Source organism: Actinomadura sp. NBRC 104425 (assembly GCF_030269545.1).
In the GTDB taxonomy this organism is placed as follows: domain Bacteria; phylum Actinomycetota; class Actinomycetes; order Streptosporangiales; family Streptosporangiaceae; genus Spirillospora; species Spirillospora keratinilytica.
The window spans coordinates 87,290-105,181 of record NZ_BSTN01000002.1; the positions used below are offsets into that span (position 1 = coordinate 87,290).

17 protein-coding genes are annotated in these 17,892 nt (G+C 74.9%); 15 read left to right on the forward strand and 2 right to left on the reverse strand.

The features are described from left to right. Nucleotides 1-205: 205 nt before the first annotated feature. From QSK22_RS03510 to QSK22_RS03540, 7 genes are all read left to right on the forward strand, one after another. On the forward strand, nucleotides 206-2,227 hold the full coding sequence (locus tag QSK22_RS03510) for a M23 family metallopeptidase (RefSeq protein ID WP_285492470.1): 2,022 nt from the start codon (nucleotides 206-208) through the stop codon (nucleotides 2,225-2,227). Continuing rightward, nucleotides 2,211-2,975: a ferric reductase-like transmembrane domain-containing protein gene (locus QSK22_RS03515; protein ID WP_285492471.1), complete on the forward strand. Its 765-nt coding sequence runs from the start codon at nucleotides 2,211-2,213 to the stop codon at nucleotides 2,973-2,975. The genes QSK22_RS03510 and QSK22_RS03515 overlap by 17 nt, the downstream gene beginning before the upstream one ends. Beyond that, nucleotides 2,972-4,465, forward strand: coding sequence for an NADH-quinone oxidoreductase subunit NuoF family protein (locus QSK22_RS03520; protein ID WP_285492472.1), 1,494 nt, complete (start codon nucleotides 2,972-2,974; stop codon nucleotides 4,463-4,465). Before QSK22_RS03515 ends, QSK22_RS03520 begins: the two co-directional genes overlap by 4 nt. A 260-nt stretch (nucleotides 4,466-4,725) precedes the next feature. Continuing rightward, nucleotides 4,726-5,370 (forward strand): DUF4142 domain-containing protein, encoded by a 645-nt coding sequence (locus tag QSK22_RS03525; protein ID WP_285492473.1) that lies wholly within the window; start codon nucleotides 4,726-4,728, stop codon nucleotides 5,368-5,370. 31 nt (nucleotides 5,371-5,401) lie between these two features. Then, nucleotides 5,402-6,658, forward strand: a complete 1,257-nt coding sequence (locus QSK22_RS03530; RefSeq protein ID WP_285492474.1) for a DUF1996 domain-containing protein — start codon at nucleotides 5,402-5,404, stop codon at nucleotides 6,656-6,658. 136 nt (nucleotides 6,659-6,794) lie between these two features. Beyond that, nucleotides 6,795-7,448, forward strand: a complete 654-nt coding sequence (locus QSK22_RS03535; RefSeq protein WP_285492475.1) for an SDR family oxidoreductase — start codon at nucleotides 6,795-6,797, stop codon at nucleotides 7,446-7,448. 41 nt (nucleotides 7,449-7,489) lie between these two features. Next, a complete protein-coding gene (locus tag QSK22_RS03540) occupies nucleotides 7,490-8,104 on the forward strand; it encodes a GNAT family N-acetyltransferase (protein WP_285492476.1) in 615 nt (204 codons plus the stop codon). A gap of 55 nt (nucleotides 8,105-8,159) precedes the next feature. Here the strand turns inward: QSK22_RS03540 and QSK22_RS03545 are convergent, their stop codons facing one another. After that, nucleotides 8,160-9,950 carry an AMP-dependent synthetase/ligase gene (locus QSK22_RS03545; protein ID WP_285492477.1) on the reverse strand — a complete coding sequence of 597 codons (1,791 nt, stop codon included), beginning with the start codon at nucleotides 9,948-9,950 and terminating at the stop codon, nucleotides 8,160-8,162. Nucleotides 9,951-10,275: 325 nt separating this feature from the next. Here QSK22_RS03545 and QSK22_RS03550 point away from each other — a divergent pair, with 325 nt between their 5' ends. The 6 genes from QSK22_RS03550 to QSK22_RS03575 all read left to right on the forward strand — a co-directional run bounded on the left by QSK22_RS03550 (nucleotide 10,276) and on the right by QSK22_RS03575 (nucleotide 14,580). After that, on the forward strand, nucleotides 10,276-10,980 hold the full coding sequence (locus tag QSK22_RS03550) for a copper homeostasis protein CutC (RefSeq protein WP_285492478.1): 705 nt from the start codon (nucleotides 10,276-10,278) through the stop codon (nucleotides 10,978-10,980). Between the two features lie 89 nt (nucleotides 10,981-11,069). Then, on the forward strand, nucleotides 11,070-11,837 hold the full coding sequence (locus QSK22_RS03555; RefSeq protein WP_285492479.1) for a metallophosphoesterase family protein: 768 nt from the start codon (nucleotides 11,070-11,072) through the stop codon (nucleotides 11,835-11,837). Between the two features lie 63 nt (nucleotides 11,838-11,900). Further along, entirely contained in the window at nucleotides 11,901-12,335 is a 435-nt protein-coding gene (locus QSK22_RS03560; RefSeq protein ID WP_285492480.1) for an SRPBCC family protein, read from the forward strand. 72 nt (nucleotides 12,336-12,407) lie between these two features. Beyond that, nucleotides 12,408-12,869, forward strand: a complete 462-nt coding sequence (locus QSK22_RS03565; RefSeq protein WP_285492481.1) for a hypothetical protein — start codon at nucleotides 12,408-12,410, stop codon at nucleotides 12,867-12,869. Between the two features lie 50 nt (nucleotides 12,870-12,919). Next, on the forward strand, nucleotides 12,920-13,873 hold the full coding sequence (locus QSK22_RS03570) for an ROK family glucokinase (RefSeq protein WP_285492482.1): 954 nt from the start codon (nucleotides 12,920-12,922) through the stop codon (nucleotides 13,871-13,873). Then, the gene (locus QSK22_RS03575; RefSeq protein WP_352231405.1) at nucleotides 13,870-14,580 is read left to right on the forward strand and encodes an endonuclease/exonuclease/phosphatase family protein; all 711 of its coding nucleotides are present in this window, start codon (nucleotides 13,870-13,872) and stop codon (nucleotides 14,578-14,580) included. Before QSK22_RS03570 ends, QSK22_RS03575 begins: the two co-directional genes overlap by 4 nt. 41 nt (nucleotides 14,581-14,621) lie before the next feature. On the opposite strand, the gene QSK22_RS03580 is transcribed toward QSK22_RS03575, so the two are convergent. Then, nucleotides 14,622-15,587, reverse strand: coding sequence for a hypothetical protein (locus tag QSK22_RS03580; protein WP_285492483.1), 966 nt, complete (start codon nucleotides 15,585-15,587; stop codon nucleotides 14,622-14,624). Between the two features lie 331 nt (nucleotides 15,588-15,918). Here QSK22_RS03580 and QSK22_RS03585 point away from each other — a divergent pair, with 331 nt between their 5' ends. Both QSK22_RS03585 and macS read left to right on the forward strand, forming a co-directional pair. Next, nucleotides 15,919-16,635, forward strand: coding sequence for a lysophospholipid acyltransferase family protein (locus tag QSK22_RS03585; protein WP_285492484.1), 717 nt, complete (start codon nucleotides 15,919-15,921; stop codon nucleotides 16,633-16,635). Next, on the forward strand, nucleotides 16,632-17,852 hold the full coding sequence (gene macS, locus QSK22_RS03590) for a MacS family sensor histidine kinase (RefSeq protein ID WP_285492485.1): 1,221 nt from the start codon (nucleotides 16,632-16,634) through the stop codon (nucleotides 17,850-17,852). The genes QSK22_RS03585 and macS overlap by 4 nt, the downstream gene beginning before the upstream one ends. Nucleotides 17,853-17,892 lie beyond the last annotated feature (40 nt).

Below are 17,892 nucleotides of genomic sequence, written 5' to 3' on the forward strand. Positions count from 1 at the left end.
AGTGGCTCATGGGGCGTATGCTCCGTGGGTGCGGGCCGACCCCGGCGAAGGGGGACGCCTCGGACGCCACGGGAGTAGAGCGGGCTCCCGGTGTGGCGGCCGCACTGTCTCAGGGAACCGGCGCCGGGTATGAGCGGGCCCGGCGCGGTAGGGGCCTTACGCCTGCGTTCGCCGAGCGCTCCGCCTCCTTCGACAGGAGAGGGGCATGGCGCAACGCGACGGCAGGCATGCGTCTCAAGGCTTCACCTATGCGTCGCCGCGGACGGCATACGTGTCTCCGCACGAGACCTCTGCGAATGCGCAGGAAGACGCGTACGCACAGGCGGAGGCGTACGCGCGCTTCTGGGATGACCAGCCGGGCGGCCGCCGGCGGTCCCGGAACCGGCGGCAGCGGCAGGGGACGCGCCCGCAGCGTTCCCGCTCGTCCGGGGCGGCCGAGGAGTGGCTGTTCGGCGGGCGCCCACCGGACGAGCCGCCCCCCGGGCGACTGCCCGGACCGTCCTTCACCGAACCGCCGCCCGAGCTTCCCCGGCGGCGCTCCACCCGGCGCTCCGAGCCGCCCGGCCGCGACCGGAGCGCCTTGGCGCGTCCCCTCAGCGAACGGCGCTCTCCCGAACAGCACCCCAGCGCGCGCTTCACGGCCGGCGGCCCCTTCCCCGCGTCCGCGGGCCCGGCCCTGGGAGCAGCCCCGTACCCGGACCTCACCGCCACGGCCCCCGACCTGGGCTACGACCCGCGCGACCTCCCGCCGCGCCCCCGCACGCTCGCGGCCGAGGGGCGCCCGCCCGCCCGGACGGCACGCGAGCGGGCGGACGGGCACCGGCGGCGCGGCGGCAAGCAGCGGCGGGGCGCGAAGGCCGCGCGGACCCCGGACCGGCCGCGGCGGCGGGACGACGGCGCCCCGGCGGCGCCGCGCCCGCGGATCAAGTTCGGCCAGACCGACCGGCTGAGCGCGGGCGCGCTGACGCTGTCCATCGTCGTCGGCCTGGCGCTGCTCGCGGTCGTGGAACGCGCCGTCCTGGAGGGCGGCCCCATCGGCACGCCGCAGCAGGCCGGCTCCGCGGGCGCGCTGCCTTCGGCGCGCGACCGGTCGGCCGCGCCGCAGCGCAGCGCGTCCCCGGCGCGCCCCGCGCAGAACCCCAGCGCGTCCACGCCGACCGCGCCCGACGTGGGGGCGCTGACCGCGCAGGTCCGCCGCGTCACCCTGCTGCAGCGCGGCCCGGCGGCCCGGGAGGCGTACGGGGCCGAGCCCGCCGGGCAGCCCGTCGTCGCGACCATCCGGATGAGCGCCGACCGCACCTGGGCGTTCGGCACCACCGCACTGCCGGTGCCGGCCACCCGCTCGGCGATGCCCGAGGTGGCGTTCTTCGTGGCGCGCTGGTCGCTGGGCCGCTGGCAGACCGCGCTGTCGGGCTCCGGCGCGTTCGCCGCGCAGCTCGGCCGGGTGCCCGCCGGGCTGATGTCGGCGGACGAGGCCGCGGCGCTGGCCCGCTTCAGCTCCGTCACCGCCCAGCAGGCCGCCATCGCGACCAACGGGTCCCGCGCCGCGGACCGGCTCATGCTGCCCTGGAAGATCGGCGAGATCTGGTCGATGGGCACGGCCGCCGAGAGCGGGGCGCAGCCGGGCCGGCCGCTCGGCACCCTGGCGTTCTCCGGCGGGGACGGGCGGGTGCTGGCCGCGGGCGACGGCCGGTTCTACCGCATCTGCCGCGACGGGGCGGGCAATGCGCTGGTCATGGTGCTGCACAACAGCGGCCTGGCCAGCGTCTACTACCGGATGCGCAACGTCGCCGCGCTGCGGGACGGCAGCGTGGTCAAGCGCGGCGACCCGCTCGGACGGACCGGTACGGCGCGGCCCTGCGGCGGTGCGCCCGCTCCGCGCGCCGAAGTGCAGTTCGGCCTGCGCCGCGGCGCCGAAGGGGTGCCGCTGGAGGGCGCGCGGATCGGCGGCTGGACGTTCCGCGAGCAGGCCGACCCGTTGCTGGGGTTCGCCCAGCGCGGGGCGATGCAGGTGCTTCCCGGCGGGCTGCTGGCCAACCTCGGGCCGGTCGCACCCGCCGACGACTCCGCGTCCACGGGCCAGGGCGGCGACGAGGCGCCCGGACGCGGCAACGGCAACGCGAACGGCGACGGCAACGGCGGGGGCAACGATGCCGGAGCCGAACAGGAAAACTCCGCGCCTCCCGCAACACCGGATAGGAGTTCGACCAGTGAAGATCCGCAGTAGCGACGAGCCCGTCCTGCCGTCCTGGGCGCTGTGGGCCATCGCGCTCGCCTCGGTACTGGTGCTGGTGGGAGCGGCCACCCCGCCGGGCGCCGCCGCGGCCGGCAAGGTGCAGGCGTTCCTGAACTACTACGTGGGCGTGTTCACGCTGCTGACGCTGACCGCCGCCGTGGTCACCGGCCTGCTGGCCACCGACCGGTTCATCCTGCACATCCGGCACCGGGTGCTCATCCAGGGCGTGCACCGGGCCGCGTCCCTGCTGTCGGTGACGTGCGTGATCGCGCACTTCACCGTCAAGGTGCTCGGCGGGCTGGCCTCCCCGATGCAGATCGTGGTGCCCACCTTCGGCCCGATCGGGCTCGGCACCCTGGCCATGGAGATGATGATGTTCCTCGGGCTGACCGGGGTGCTGCGCGTCCGGTTCGCCTTCCGCGGCGGCGCGCCGTGGGTGTGGCGGTCCATGCACGCGATCGCCTACGTCGCCTGGCCGCTGGCCCTGGTGCACGGGCTCACCGCCGGGCGCGCCGCGGCGAACTGGGTGAACCTCAGCTACATCATGTGCGCGGGCGCGGTCTTCCTGGCCCTGGTCACGCGGCTGTTCGCGGCGGGCAAGCCGCGCGAGATCCGCTACGTCGGCCAGGGCATGACCGACCCGTCCACCGTGGCGCCGCGCACCGTCGTCCAGGCGCCCGGCGCGGCCGACCCGCTGCCGGCGTCGCGGGCGGGCGGCGGAGGTGAGGCGGTGCGATGACGTCCACCTCCGCGATCACCGTCGGCAACATCGGCGGGCCCCGGCTGACGCTCGGCTTCGACCGCTTCGAGCGCCTGGACCTCAACCGGCACCTGGCCGTGCACGGCAAGCTGCACACGCCGATGCTGGAGGACCTGGTCAAGATGTGCGAGCAGGTCGACCTGCGCGGCCGCGGCGGCGCCGGCTTCCCGTTCGCCCGCAAGATCATGGCGGTGGCGGCGCGGATCCGGTACCCGTCGGCCGACCAGACCGACCTGCTGCCCGGCGAGGAGCGCGACGACCGCCGCGACAGCGAGGACGCGGTGGTCGTGGTCAACGGCGCCGAGGGCGAGCCCGCCAGCTACAAGGACAAGGTGCTGCTCACCCGGGCCCCGCACCTGGTGCTGGACGGGGCCGAGATCGCCGCCACCGCGCTCGGCACCCGGCGCATCGTGGTGGCCGTGGAGAGCGAGGAGGCCGCCCGGTCGATCCGCGCCGCCATCACCGAGCGGCGCATGCCCGCCCGGGTGGTGCTGCTGGCCGAGCGGTTCATCTCCGGCCAGGCCGGCGCGGTCATCAACGCCATCAACGGCGAGATGCCGGTGCCGCCGACCCGCAAGGTCCGCGCCGCCGAACGCGGCGTGGACGGCTGCCCCACCCTGCTGTCCAACACCGAGACGTTCGCTCAGCTGGCGGTGCTGACCTCGCTGGGCCCCGACCTGTACGCCTCGGCCGGCACCGAGGACGAGCCCGGCACGACGCTGCTGACCATCGGGGGCACCAAGGTCGTCGAGGCGCCGCTCGGCACCCCGCTGCGGACCGTCCTGGACTACTGCGACGTCCCGCCCGGTCCGGCCGTGCTCGTCGGCGGCTACCACGGCCTGTGGCTGGACCAGCAGAAGGTGAACATGGCGGTGCTGTCCCGCAAGGGGATGCGCAAGGTCGGCGGGACGGTCGGTGCGGGCATCATCGTGCCGCTCACCGAGGGGACGTGCCCGCTCGGAGAGGTCACCCGCATCGTGTCGTACCTGGCGCGCGACTCGGCGGGGCAGTGCGGCCCGTGCCGGCTCGGCCTGCCGGAGATCGTGCGCACGCTGAACGCGCTGAAGTCCGGGGCCGCCATCCCCGACGACGTGCGGCGGGCCGCCGGGATCGGGCGGGGCCGCGGCGCCTGCACGCACCCCGACGGCACCGCCAAGTTCGTCGTGTCGGCGCTCGACGCCTTCGCCGCCGACATCGAGATGCACATGCGCGGCGGCGACTGCGGCATGAAGACGTTCGGCGTGCTGCCGCTGCCCGTGCCCAAGGGCTCCGAGGGCAGGGTCGCCATCGACTGGGGGCGCTGCGACGGGCACGGCCTGTGCGCGTACCTGCTGCCGGAGTTGATCCAGCTCGACCGCTACGGGTTCCCGCAGGTGCTGGGCACCGAGATCCCGTCCTGGATGGAGCGCGACGTGCAGCGCGCCATCGCGATGTGCCCCGCCCTGGCCCTGCGGGTGAGCCCGGCGTGACCGGCGGCGGGCGGCCCGGCCGAGCGGCCGGCGCCGGGCCGCCCGCCGGCCCCGCGCCACCGCGTGCCGGCACCGCGGTGACACCGCCCTGCGGAAAGCGCGCCGCGACCGGCGCGCGCGTTCGGCGCTGCCTGCGAAAAGACCCGGAGAAAACGCGGGAAAAGGGGAGCGGAATGAACCGGAGAACCGTTCCGCCGCGTATCAACCGGCGACCTCCGTCGGATCGGCCGACGCGATCGAAGAAAGGGGCATGATATCGCGTGGGGAAAACTTATGGAGCGGCGGAGATACGTGCGCTGCGGCGTTTCGGGCGCAGCCAGATTCTCCTGGTCGCGGTCGCGGTCGTCGCGGTGGGGGCGGCGCTGTTCGTCGTGCTCAGCCCGCCGGGCGGGTCGGCGGCCAGCGGGGCGTCCGCGCTCACCGGGAGCACGACCGACACCCGCTGGGGGCCGCTGAGCCCGCGCGACCGCGACCTGCTGGTCAAGGTCCGCCTGGCCGGGCTGTGGGAGGGTCCCGCGGGCCAGATGGCCCAGCAGCGGGCGGGCAGCGCGCGGGTCAAGGAGGTCGGCCAGATGATCGCCGAGCAGCACGCGCAACTGGACGCCGACACCCGCACCACCGCCCAGCGGCTGGGCGTGATGCTGCCCAGCCAGCCCAGCTCCGACCAGCAGGGCTGGCTGCGGGAGATGTCCAGGGCGACCGGCGCCGATTTCGACCGGACGTTCGTGCTGCGGCTGCGCACCGCGCACGGAAAGGTCTTCCCGGTGATCGCTCAGGTCCGTTCCGAGAGCCGCAACACCGAAATGCGCGCCTTCGCCGAACGCGCGCTGCGCTATGTCAACACCCATATGACCTTGCTGGAGAGCACGGGTCTGGCCACACAGGAGTCCCTCGTTTCCAAGTAGGTCCCCGACCCCGCTTCCAAGGGAGATCTCAATGCGCAAGAAGAAAGGCATCGCCGTGGCCGTACCGGCCGCCCTGCTGGTGGCCGCCTCGGTCGCCCAGCCCGCGGCCTGGGCGGCGCCCGCCGAACCGCTCGCCGCGGCCGCGGCCGGCGGCCCCAGAAACGGCCAGGGGAACGGCGACGCCGGACGCGGCGGCCAGGACGGCCGGCAGCAGAACGGCCAGGACCAGAACAGCCAGAACCAGAACGGCCAGAACCAGGGAGGCGAGAACCAAGGCCAAGACCAGGGGCAGGACCAGAACCAAAACCAGAACCAGAACCAGGATCAGAACCAGGGCCAGAACCAGGACCAGGACCAGGATCAGAACCAAGGGCAGGGCCAGAACCAAGGGCAGCAGCAGGGCGTCGTCCCGGGCCCGGACGCCGACGACTTCGCCCCGATCGCGCAGGCCCCGCGGCGCAACCAGCCGCGCATCGGACGCAACGGCTCGCGCGGGACGTTCGTGTCGCGCTGCGGAACCAACCAGAACAACCACCACAACCCCGACAACTTCATCGTGGCGCCCGGTGTGCAGAACGGCGCCCAGCACACCCACGACTACGTGGGCAACCTGTCGACCGACGGGCAGTCGACCGACGAGAGCCTGGCCGCGGCGGGCACCACGTGCGCCCGGGGCGACCAGTCCGCCTACTTCTGGCCCGTGATGCGCGACCGCGCCCAGCAGGACGACTCGCCGACCGCGGCGCAGAGCACCGCCGACGGCAACCTGGGCAAGATCGTCCTGCCGACGCAGGCGCGGATGGAGTTCCGCGGCAACGCGCGCAGCAAGGTCGTCGCCATGCCGCGCTTCCTGCGGATCATCACCGGTGACGCCAAGGCGGGCACCAACGGCACCGCCAACGCCCGCGCCCTGTGGACCTGCTCCGGCCAGGAGAACCGCGCGTTCACCGACAAGTACCCGCTGTGCCCCGGCAACAGCCAGGTGACCCGCATTCTGGAGTTCCCCAGCTGCTGGGACGGCCAGAACACCGACAGCGCCAACCACCGCACGCACGTGGTGTTCCCCGACCAGAACGGCGCCTGCCCGGCCGGCACCCGGGCCATCCCGCAGCTGCGCATGACGCTCCGCTACAACCTGCCCAACCGGGCGGAGGCGTTCGCCGTGGACTCGTTCCCCGAACAGGCCCACGACCCGGTGACCGACCACGCCGACTTCGCCAACGTCATGCCCGACAGCCTGATGCGGACCGTCGTCAACTGCATCAACAGCGGACGCAACTGCACCTAGCGGGCGTCCGCCCTCGGACGCACGGCCGGTGGGGAAAGGCAGACGACTTCCGGCGCGCCCCCACCGGCCGTGCCCGCGCCGTAGGGGCCCGGGGCGCCGGGGGGCGCGGCGGGCCCGGCCGCCTAGGATCGGCGGCATGGACGTTGTGATCGCGGGAGGCCACGGGAAGATCGCACTGCGGCTGGCGCGGCTGCTGGCCGCACGCGGGGACCGGGTGCGGTCCCTGATCCGCAATCCCGACCACGCCGGCGACGTGCGGGCCGCGGGCGCCGAACCCGTCGTGTGCGACCTGGAGCACGCGGGCGTGGCGGAGGTCGCCCGGCGCGCCGACGGCGCCGACGCGGTCGTGTTCGCCGCCGGGGCCGGGCCGGGCAGCGGCGCCGCCCGCAAGGACACCGTCGACCGGGCCGCCTCGGTGCTGATGGCCGACGCGGCCGAGCGCACGGGGATCCGCCGGTTCGTCCAGATCTCCTCGATGGGGGCGGGGCAGCCGCCGCGTCCGGGCACCGACGAGGTCTGGGCCGCCTATGTCAAGGCCAAGGGGGAGGCCGAGGACGACCTGCGCGCCCGCGACCTGGACTGGGTGATCCTGCGCCCGGGGCGGCTCACCGACGACCCCGGCACCGGCCGCGTCACCCTGGCCGAGCCGCCGGTCGGCCGCAGCGACGTCACCCGCGACGACGTCGCCGCCGTGATCGTGGCGCTGCTGGACGCCCCGTCCGTCAGCCGCCGCACCCTGGAGCTGGTGGGCGGCGACGTCCCCATCGCCGAAGCCGTCGCCGCCCTGTAAAAGGGTTGTGGGAGCGCTCCCAAGCGCTTCATGATGGGCCGGTGAGCGCTGCACCCGTCATCCGCCCCTACCGCCCCGGCGACCGCGACGCCGTCTACGACGTCTGCGTGCGCACCGCCCACCTGGGAGGGGACTCGCGGCACATCTACCCCGACCTGGAGCTGATGCCGAGCATCTTCGCCGGGCCCTACCTGCACCTCGAACCCGACCTGGCCTTCGTGCTGGACGACGGCGAACGCGCGGTCGGCTACATCCTCGGCACCGCCGACACCGCCGCGTTCGTCAAGGCGTACCGGGCCTCGTGGCTGCCGATGGTGCGGGGCCGCTACCCCGCCCCCGACGGGCCGCCGGCGACGCCCGGCGACGAAATGATCGCGCTGATGCACGACCCCGAGCGCATGCTGGTGCCCGGGCTGGAGGATTATCCGGCCCACCTGCACATCGACCTGCTGCCCGGGCACCAGCGGCGGGGGCACGGCCGCGCCCTGATGCGCGCCTTCCTGGACGCGCTGCGGCGCAGGGGCGTCCCGGCCGTCCACCTGGGCATGGTCACGGCCAACACCGCGGCGCGCGCCTTCTACGACCGGCTGGGGTTCCACGAGATCCCGGTCGCCGACCCGGGGCCGCTCACCTATCTCGGCCGCGGCACCGACTGACCGGGCCCCGGCCGACCGATCGCGCCCGCTCAGTCGGCGCGCTCAGCCGGTGTGCTCAGTCGGTGTAGAGGGCGTCGATCTCCGCGGCGAAGTCCTTCATCACCGCGTGGCGGCGGACCTTGAGGCTGGGCGTCATGTGCCCGGCCTCCTCGGTGAAGTCGACGCCGAGGATGCGGTACTTCTTGATCGCCTCGGCCCGGGAGACGGCCTTGTTGGCCTCGGCGACCGCCGCGTCGATCTCGGCGATCACGTCGGGGTCGCGGCGCAGCTCGTCCAGCGTCATGCCCGCAGGCTTGCCGTGCCGCTCCTTCCAGGGGCCGAGCGCCTCCTCGTCCAGCGTGATCAGCGCGCTGATGAACTTGCGGCCGTCGCCGACCACCAGGCACTGGCTGACCAGCGGATGCGCGCGCAGCCGGTCCTCCAGCGGGGCGGGCGCCACGTTCTTGCCCGCCGCGGTCACCAGGATCTCCTTCTTGCGGCCGGTGATGCGCAGGAAGCCGTCGTCGTCGAGCGCGCCCAGGTCGCCGGTGTGGAACCAGCCGTCCTCCAGGGCCTCCTTGGTGGCGGCCTCGTTGTTCCAGTAGCCGTGCAGCACGTTGACGCCCTTGATCAGCACCTCGCCGTCCTCGGCGATGCGGACCGCGACGCCGGGCAGGGGCTGCCCGACCGTGCCGATGCGCAGCGCGGTGGGCCGGTTGACCGTCGCGGGCGCGGTGGTCTCGGTCAGCCCGTAGCCCTCCAGGATGGTGATGCCCACCCCGCGGAAGAAGTGGCCGAGCCGTTCGCCGAGCGCGGCGCCGCCGGACACGGCGTACTGCACCCGGCCCCCGACGGCGGCCCGCAGCTTCTTGTACACCAGCGCGTCGAACACCTTGTGCCGCAGCCGCAGGCCCAGCCCGGGCGAGCCGTCCTGCAGCGCCTTGCTGTAGGCGATGGCTGTGTCGGCGGCCGCCTTGAAGATCTTCCCCTTGCCCTCGGCGATGGCCTTCTGCTCGGCGCCGTTGTAGACCTTCTCGAACACGCGCGGCACCGCCAGCAGGAACGTCGGCCTGAACGAGGCCAGGTCGGGCAGCAGGCCGGCGATGTCGCTGTGCCCGAGGACGATGCCGCCCTCGATGGTGGCGACCTGGATCAGCCGGGCGAACACGTGCGCCAGCGGCAGGAACAGCAGCGTGGAGCTGCCCGCCACGGTGATCTCGGAGATCGCGCCCTGCACGCCGTTGCGCGCGGTCAGCACCAGGTTCCCGTGGGTCAGCTCGCAGCCCTTGGGCCGGCCGGTGGTGCCGGAGGTGTAGACGAGGGTGGCCAGGTCGCCGGCCGTGCGGGACCGGCGGCGCTCCTCGACCACCGCGTCGTCGAGGTCCTCGCCCGGCTTCGCCGCGGCGTCGAGGCCGCCGTCGTCGATCACCCAGACGTGCGACAGGCCCGGGAGCCGGTCCCGGACCTGCTCGAGCGTCGCGCGGTGGGCGTCGGTCTCGACGAAGGCGCAGACGGCCCCCGAGTCGCCGGCGATCCACTCGACCTGCTCGGCCGAGGACGTCTCGTAGATCGGGACGGTCACCGCGCCCGCCGCCCAGACGGCGTAGTCGATCAGCGTCCACTCGTAGCGGGTGCGCGACATCAGGGCCACCCGGTCGCCGGGCTGCACGCCGGCCGCCACCAGGCCCTTGGCGAGCCGGGTCACCTCGGCGGCGAACTCCCGGGCGGTGACCGGGCGCCAGGACGCGCCGTCCTTGCGCCGGAGCACGATCTGGCCGGGCCGTTCGGCGGCCCGGGAGAACGGCGCGTCGGTCAGGTTGGTGGATTCGGGGACCTCCACCATCGCGGGGACGCTGAACTCGCGCACGGCCACTCCTCGGTCGAACTGTGCGGTGCGTTGGTGCGGGTCGATCCGTTCGGATCGACGGGTGTTCGCTGGTCGGACTTGAGCGGATAGGCGGGCACGACGGTACAGGTTCAACTGCCCGAAAGGATACCCGCGAGTAGGAAAACGGCCGTCGAGGCGCGCGCCATCCCTCGGTCGCGGCGCGGGGAAAGCGGCGCCGGGCCCCGCGCCGCCGCGGGTAACAGACCGGCAAAGCCCCGCCCGGACGCCGTTCGGACGCATCCCCGCTCGCCTACGCTGACCAGGTGGAACGCGACCGCACGCGAGCCGGGACGGGGGCCGGGCGATGGCGCTGCTCGAAGTGATCGCACTGACCGCGGCCGACGCGCGCGCCGCGCAGGAGGGCGGCGCCGACCGCGTCGAACTGGTCGCCGACATGGCCGCCGACGGCCTGACGCCCGATCCGCACGTCGTGGCCGAGGCGCGGCGCGCCACGACGCTGCCGATACGGGTCATGCTGCGCGCCAACGCGGGGTTCGGCACCACCGGACGCGAGCTGTCGCGGCTGCTGGAGACCGCGCGGCGGCTGCGCGACTGCGGCGCCGACGGCTTCGTGCTGGGGTTCCTCGACCCGTTCGGCCACCTGGACCTGGGCTCGACCGGCAAGCTGGCGACGGCCGCGGGCCCGCTGCCCTGGACCTTCCACCGCGCCATCGACCACGCCGCCGACCCGGCCGCGGCCTGGCGGACGCTGCGGCAGGCGCACGGCGGGCCGGACACGGTGCTGACCGCGGGCTCGCCGCGCGGCGTGGACGCCGGGCTGGACCTGCTGGTGCGGCGCGCCGCCGAGGGCCCGGACGCCGCGGCACTGATCATGGCGGGCGGCGGGCTGCGCCGCCGGCACGTCGCCCCGCTGGCCGCCGCGGGCGTGACCGCCTTCCACGTGGGCACCGCGGTGCGGCCCGACGGGTCCTGGCACCGCCCCGTCGATCCGGGCCTGGTCGCCGACTGGCGCGCCCTGGTGTCGGCGGCGCGCCCCCGGGACGCGTGACCCGGCGCAGGCATGATCACCGCGCGAGCGCGGATCCGGAGGCCTGATCAAGTCTCGCGCGCGGGCGGCGGCGGTTCTAAAGTCTGCTCATGCGCATCCACGTGGTGAGCGACGTTCACGGCCGCGCGGACGCCCTCCGGCGCGCAGGCGATGGCGCGGACGCGCTCATCTGCCTCGGCGACCTGATCCTGTTCATCGACTACTCCGACCACGCGCAGGGCATCTTCGCGGAGCTGTTCGGCCGGCGCAACGCCGACCACCTCATCGCGCTGCGCACGCAGAAGCGCTTCGACGAGGCGCGCGAGTTCTCCCGGGCGCTGTGGGACTCCCTGGACGGCGGCGCCTGGCCGCACATCGAACGCGCCGTCCGCAAGCAGTACGCCGAGCTGTTCGACGCCATGCCGACACCGGCCTACCTCACCTACGGCAACGTCGACCTGCCGCACATGTGGGCCGAGTACGCGCGCGACGGGCACCGGGTGCTGGACGGGGAGGCCGTCGAGATCGGCGGGCTGCGGTTCGGCTTCGTCGGGGGCGGGCTGCGCACCGAGTACCGCACCCCCTACGAGCTCGACGACGACGCCTACGCCGCCAAGGTCGCCGCGGTGGGGGAGGTGGACGTGCTGTGCTGCCACATCCCGCCCGCGGTGCCCGAGCTGCTGTACGACACGGTGGCCCGCCGGTTCGAACGCGGCAGCGAGGCCGTCCTCGAACTGATCAAAGACACCCAGCCGCGCTACGTTCTGTTCGGGCACGTCCACCAGCCGCTCGCGCGGCGCGTCCGCATCGGCCGCACCGAGTGCGTCAACGTCGGTCACTTCCGGGCCAGCGGGGTGCCCTACGCGCTGTCGGTGTGACGGATACTTTCGGTGGACCCGCGGGCGGGGGCCCCGCGGCTGACGAGGCGGAGGAAGGCGGCGATGGTGGACCGGACGAGTTCTTCCATCACGATCAAGGCGGACCGGGCCGAGGTCATGGCGGTGATCGCCGATCTGGAGGCCTATCCGCGCTGGGCGAGCGGCATCCGCGAGGTCGCGGTGCAGGAGACCGGGCCGGACGGGCGGGCGAGCCTGGCCCGGCTGACCTTCGACGGCGGCCCGTTCAGCGACACCGTCGGCCTGTCCTACCGCTGGGAGGGCGACGAGCGGGTGCGCTGGGAGCTGGTGGAGCAGGGCGGCGTGGTCACCGGGCTGCACGGCTCCTACCTGCTCGCCGAGACCGACGGCGGCACCGAGGTCACCTACGAGCTGGCCGTCGACGTGCGGGTGCCGATGATCGGCATGGTGCGGCGCAAGGCCGAGAAGCGGATCATCGACTCGGCGCTCAAGGGCCTCAAGCGGCACGTGGAGGGCTGACCCGGGGCCGGGGCGCCGTCCCGGGCGGGACGGCGATGCCCTTCCAACGGCGGCAGGTGGACAATGGCAGGCATGAACGAGCAGCCAGGCGACGTCCTCGACGAGGCGGTGCGGCTCCTCGACGCGCTGCTCAGGCGGGTCGGCGGGCTCGGTGACGTCCTCGGCGGCGCGCCCCGCGACGGCCGCGGCGACGGCGGCGACGGCAACGGCGGCGACGGCGGCGACGTGTGGGCCCGCGTCACCGCCGAGGCGCGCGAGGAGGAGCGGGCGCAGGCGCCGCACGCGCCGCACCGCACCCCGCGAATCGCCACCGGCGCTCCGGAATGTCAGGATTGCCCGGTCTGCCGCGCCATCGCGGTGGCCCGCGAATCCGGCCCGGACGTGGCCGAGCACGTGCGGGAGGCGGGCCGCTCCCTGATGGCCGCGGCGCTGGACGTGCTGGCGGCGTTCGAACGCACCCGCGGCGGGCGGACCGGCCCGGACGCCCGCGGGTCGGGGCGCGGCGCCGCCGCGGACCCCATCGACATCGGCTAGGGCGCGGACGGGCTCCCCGTCCGGGGCGTCGCGAGGAGGAGGAAGGGTAGATGGCCCTGACCATCGGCGTGGATGTGGGCGGAACGAAGGTCGCCGCCGGGGTGGTCGACGACGGGGGGCGCATCCTGGAGCAGGTGCGCAGGCCCACCCCCTCCACCGACCCCCAGGAGATCGCCGACGTCATCGCCGAGGTCGTCGACCTGCTGAAGGGCAAGTTCGAGGGAGTGCGGGCGGTCGGCCTCGGCACGGCGGGCTTCGTCGACCAGACCCGCTCGACCGTGCTGTTCGCGCCGAACCTGGCCTGGCGCGACGAGCCCATCAAGGAGAAGGTCGAGAACCTGGTCGGGCTGCCGGTGGTGGTGGAGAACGACGGCAACGCCACCGCCTGGGGCGAGGCCCGGTACGGCGCCGGGCGCGGGCACGACTTCATCGTCCTGGTCACGCTGGGCACCGGCATCGGCGGCGGCATCATCTTCAACGGCGAGCTGTACCGGGGCCGCTTCGGCATCGGCGCCGAGGTGGGGCACTTCCGGGTGGTGCCGGACGGGCGCCGCTGCGGCTGCGGCAACCGCGGCTGCTGGGAGCAGTACGCCAGCGGCAACGCGCTGGTGCACGAGGCCCGCGAACTGGCCCGGGTCGCCCCGGCGATGGCCGGGCGGCTGCTGGAGCTCGGCGGGGGCACCCCGGAGGGCATCAGCGGCCCCGAGATCACCCAGGCGGCGCGGGAGGGCGACAAGGCGGCGCTGGAGTGCTTCCGCACCGTCGCCCGGTGGGCCGGGCAGGGCCTGGCCGACCTGTCGGCCATCCTCGACCCGGGCGCGTTCATCATCGGCGGCGGCCTGTCCGACGCGGGCGACCTGCTGCTCGACCCGACCCGGGAGGCGTTCCAGAACGCGCTGACCGGCCGCGGCCACCGCCCGCTCCCCGAAATCCGCATCGCCGAGCTGGGGTCGGCCGCCGGCATCGTCGGCGCCGCCGACCTCGCCCGCACCGACCCGCTGTGAGCGTGGGAACGGTCCGGATCCTCAGCTACAACATCCGTTCGCTGCGGGACGACCCCGCCGCCGTGACGCGGGTCGTGCGCGCCCTGGAGCCGGACGCGGCGTGCCTGCAGGAGGTGCCGCGGTTCCTGGGGTGGCGCGGCAAGCGGCGGCGGCTGGCCCGCGGCTGCGGGCTGACCGTCGCGGCGGGGCGGCGCCCCGCCGGCCTGGCGGTGCTGGCCGGGCCCCGCGTCCGGGTCGTGCGCGGCGAGCACCACCTGCTGTCGCCCGTGCCGGGCCTGCACCGGCGCGGGCTGGCGGTCGCGGTGCTGGAGGTCGGCTCCGGTCGGCGCCTCATCGCCGCCGGCACGCATCTGGACCTGAAGGACGAGCCGCGGCGGACGCACACGGCCGAGGTGCTGGAGCTGCTGGACCGCGCCCGCCGGCGCTACGCCGCGCCCGTGGTGCTGGCCGGGGACATCAACGAGGAGCCGGGCGGCGCGTCCTGGGACCTGCTCACCGGCGTGTTCCAGGACGCCTACGCCACCGCGCCCAAGGGGGAGGGGCCGACCTTCTCGGCGCGCTCGCCCCGCAGGCGCATCGACGGCGTGTTCGCCGACCCGGGCGTGGAGATCGTGGCGTGCGGCGTCCCGGACGACCCGGCGGTCATGGCCGACTACGCCGCCGCCACCGACCACCGCCCCGTCCTGGCCGAGATCCGCCTCGTCTGACCCCCGCGGCGGCCCCGCAGCGCCGTCGGCCGCGGGGCCGGTCAGACGACGGCGCCGTCGTCGGGGTCGCGGGGCTCGTCGCCCATGCGCAGCACCAGGGTCACGAACCCGCCGATGAACGCCGCCACCGCCAGGAACGCCGCCCAGCCCGGCACCTGCCAGTCCATCACCACCGTGACCAGCAGGTAGAGCGGGCCGCCGACCAGCGCCGCCCAGGCGCCCTTGGTGAGCGGGTCGGGGTTGGGCAGCGGTGGCGGGGGCGGCGGGACGAAGTGCCCCTCATCGTCGGGGTCCGCGGCGTCGGGGTCCGCGGCGTCGGGGTCCGCGGCGTCGGGGTCCGCGGCGTCGGGGCCGGCGGCGTCGGGGCCCGGGGCGGCGGGCCCGCCGGACGCCGGTCCGGCCGCGTCCGCGGGCTTGATCACCCGGGCGAGCGGCAGCCGCCCGGTGCGGTCCTCGCCCTCGCCCGGCCCGGTGGGCGGGCCGGGGCGCTCGTCGCGGATGTCCTCCTGCTCGGGCCAGGGGGTGGAGCCGTCCTCGGGACCGGTGTCGAAGCCCGCGACGATCTCGGCCCAGATGGCGTCCTCGTCGCGTTCGGCGGTCGCGCCCGGGCGGGCGTCATCGGTGGCGGTCGGCGTGCCGCCGCCCGTCCCGCCCGCGCCGGCGGCGCCCGGGGCCGCGCCGGGAGACGGCTCGGAGGACGGCTCGTCGGCTTCGCGGCCGTCGCCGTCGCCGCGGGCGCCCGCGTCCCGCAGCCGGGTCAGGTGCGCCTGCAGCACGCTCTCGGCGGTCGGCTTCATGGCGACGTCCACGTACAGCCGGTCGAGCACGTCCCGGCCACCCGGATCGGCGGGCCCGGCCGCGGGCTCGCCCGCCGGGGCCGCCGACGCCGCGTACGCCGCCACGCCCGCCTCCCGCAGCGCCGTCAGCATCGCGTCGGCCAGATGCGGGGCCAGATCGACGAGCGGGGCGTAGGCGTCCGCTGACAGTCCGTTGCCACGGCGATTCACGGGGCAGGCTCCTTGGACTCCGGCGTGACCGACGGCACCGGCATACGGCCTCCGCTCCCCCAGTGACGAGTGTCCGGCGGCACCGCCCGCAGGGGGTGGCGGCACGTCCGGACGCCTTGAAACGTGTGTCCCACGGTATTCGCTGCGCCGCGCCGGACAAGCCCCCGGGCGGGATTTCCTCGGCCGAGCCCGCGCGCCGCACCGCGGACGCCGGGCGGCGGCGACGATGCGGGACCCTGTTGCGCGGAATGGGAAGATGTCGCATCATCCCCGGTCGGTCGGATCGGTGCGCCGTGCGGCCGGCGCACCCGTCCTTGAGGAAGGTTGCGGCATGCTCTGGTTCTGGATCCTGCTGCGGATCACGCTCTCGCCCATCCTGTACCTGGTGTGGCGGCCGAGGAACTCGGGCATGCACAACGTCCCCAAACGCGGCCCCGCACTGCTGGTGTCCAACCACCTGTCGTTCGCCGACCACTTCTTCGGCCCGCTGCCGCTGATGCGCCCCATCTACTTCCTCGGCAAGCGCGAGTACTTCACCGGCAAGGGCCTCAAGGGACTGATAAGCAAGGGCTTCTTCACCGGCGTCGGCGTGGTGCCGGTGGACCGCTCCGGCGGCAGCGCCGCCGAGGAGGCGCTGCAGACGGGGCTGCGCATCCTGCGCGAGGGCAAGCTGCTCGGCATCTACCCCGAGGGCACCCGGGCCCCCGACAACCGGCTCTACAAGGGCAAGACGGGCGTGGCGCGGCTGGCGCTGAAGGCCCGGGTCCCGGTGATCCCCATGGCGATGATCAACACGTTCGAGCTGATGCCGTCCGGGCAGCCGTACCCGCGGCTGGGCGTGCGCCCGGGCGTGCGGTTCGGCGAGCCGCTGGACCTGTCGCGCTACTACGGCGCCGAGGACGACCCGAAGGTGCTGCGCAAGGTCACCGACGAGATCATGCAGGCGATCCGGGAGCTGTCCGGGCAGGAGTACGTCGACCGGTACGCCGCCGAGGTCAAGGCGGAGCTGGCCGGGAAGGCGCCGCGTCCCGACGACGGCGACGAGTGACGGGCGGTGCGCAGCGGCGCGCGGCGGCGGGCCGGCGCCCCGTGGAGCTGGAGGTCGCGCTGTGGCGCGCGGTCGCCGTCTACCGGGTGCTGGCGCTGGCCTACGCCGCCGCGCTGATCGCCAAGAACTCCGGCGGGTACGCCCGTCCGCTGGGCGGCTGGGCGGTGCTGGCGGTGATGGCCGCCTGGACGGCGTGGGCCACGTTCGCCTTCGCCGACCCGAGGCGCCGCGGCCGTCCGCTGCTGGCCGCCGACCTGGCGGTGGCGATGGGCTGCCTGCTGGCGACGGCGTGGGTGGAGAGCCCCGAGGGCATCGCCGCGGGCCGCCCCACCCTCCCCGTCTCGTGGGTCGCGGCGGCGGTGCTGTCGTGGGCGGTGCGGGGCGGCAAGCGCCTCGGTCTGACCGCGGCCGCCGTGCTCGGCGTCGGCGACCTGCTGATCCACGTGCTGGCCGGCACCGCCGGCGGGCTCGAAGACCGGACGTTCAACGGCATCGTGCTGCTGCTCATGGCCGGGCTGGTCGTCGGCCACGTGGTGAAGCTGGCCCGCGACGCCGAGGCGCGGCTGGCCCGCGCGGTGGAGCTGGAGGCCGCCACCCGCGAGCGGGAGCGGCTCGCCCGCCGCATCCACGACTCGGTGCTGCAGGTGCTGGCGATGGTCAAGCGGCGCGGCGGCGAGCTCGGCGGGGAGGCCGCCGAACTGGGCCGGCTGGCGGGCGAGCAGGAGGCCGCCCTGCGCGCGCTGATCGGCGCCTCCCCGTCCGCGGCCGGGACCGGCCGCCCGGACGAAGAGCCCGGGCGGCGGGACGAGCAGACGGACCTGCGCCCGCTGCTGACCGCGCACTCGGCGGCCACGGTCACCGTGTCCACCCCCGCCACGCCCGTGCCGCTGGACGCGCACGCCGCGCACGAGATCGAGGCGGCGGTCGCGGCGGCCCTGGACAACGTCCGCCGGCACGGCGGCGACGGCGTGCGCGCCTGGGTCCTGGTGGAGGACGGCGACGACGAGGTGGTCGTGAGCGTCCGCGACGACGGCCCCGGCATCCCCGAGGGGCGGCTGGAGCAGGCCGCCGCCGACGGCCGCCTCGGCGTCGCCCAGTCCATCCGCGGACGCGTGCGCGACCTGGGCGGAACCGTCGCCATCGTCACCGCCCCCGGCGAAGGCACCGAGATCGAGATGACCGTTCCCCGCGCCCCGGACCGGCGGCGCCGATCGTAGGGTGGCCTGCGTGAGCGACGTTCCCCCTCCCGTTCCCCCC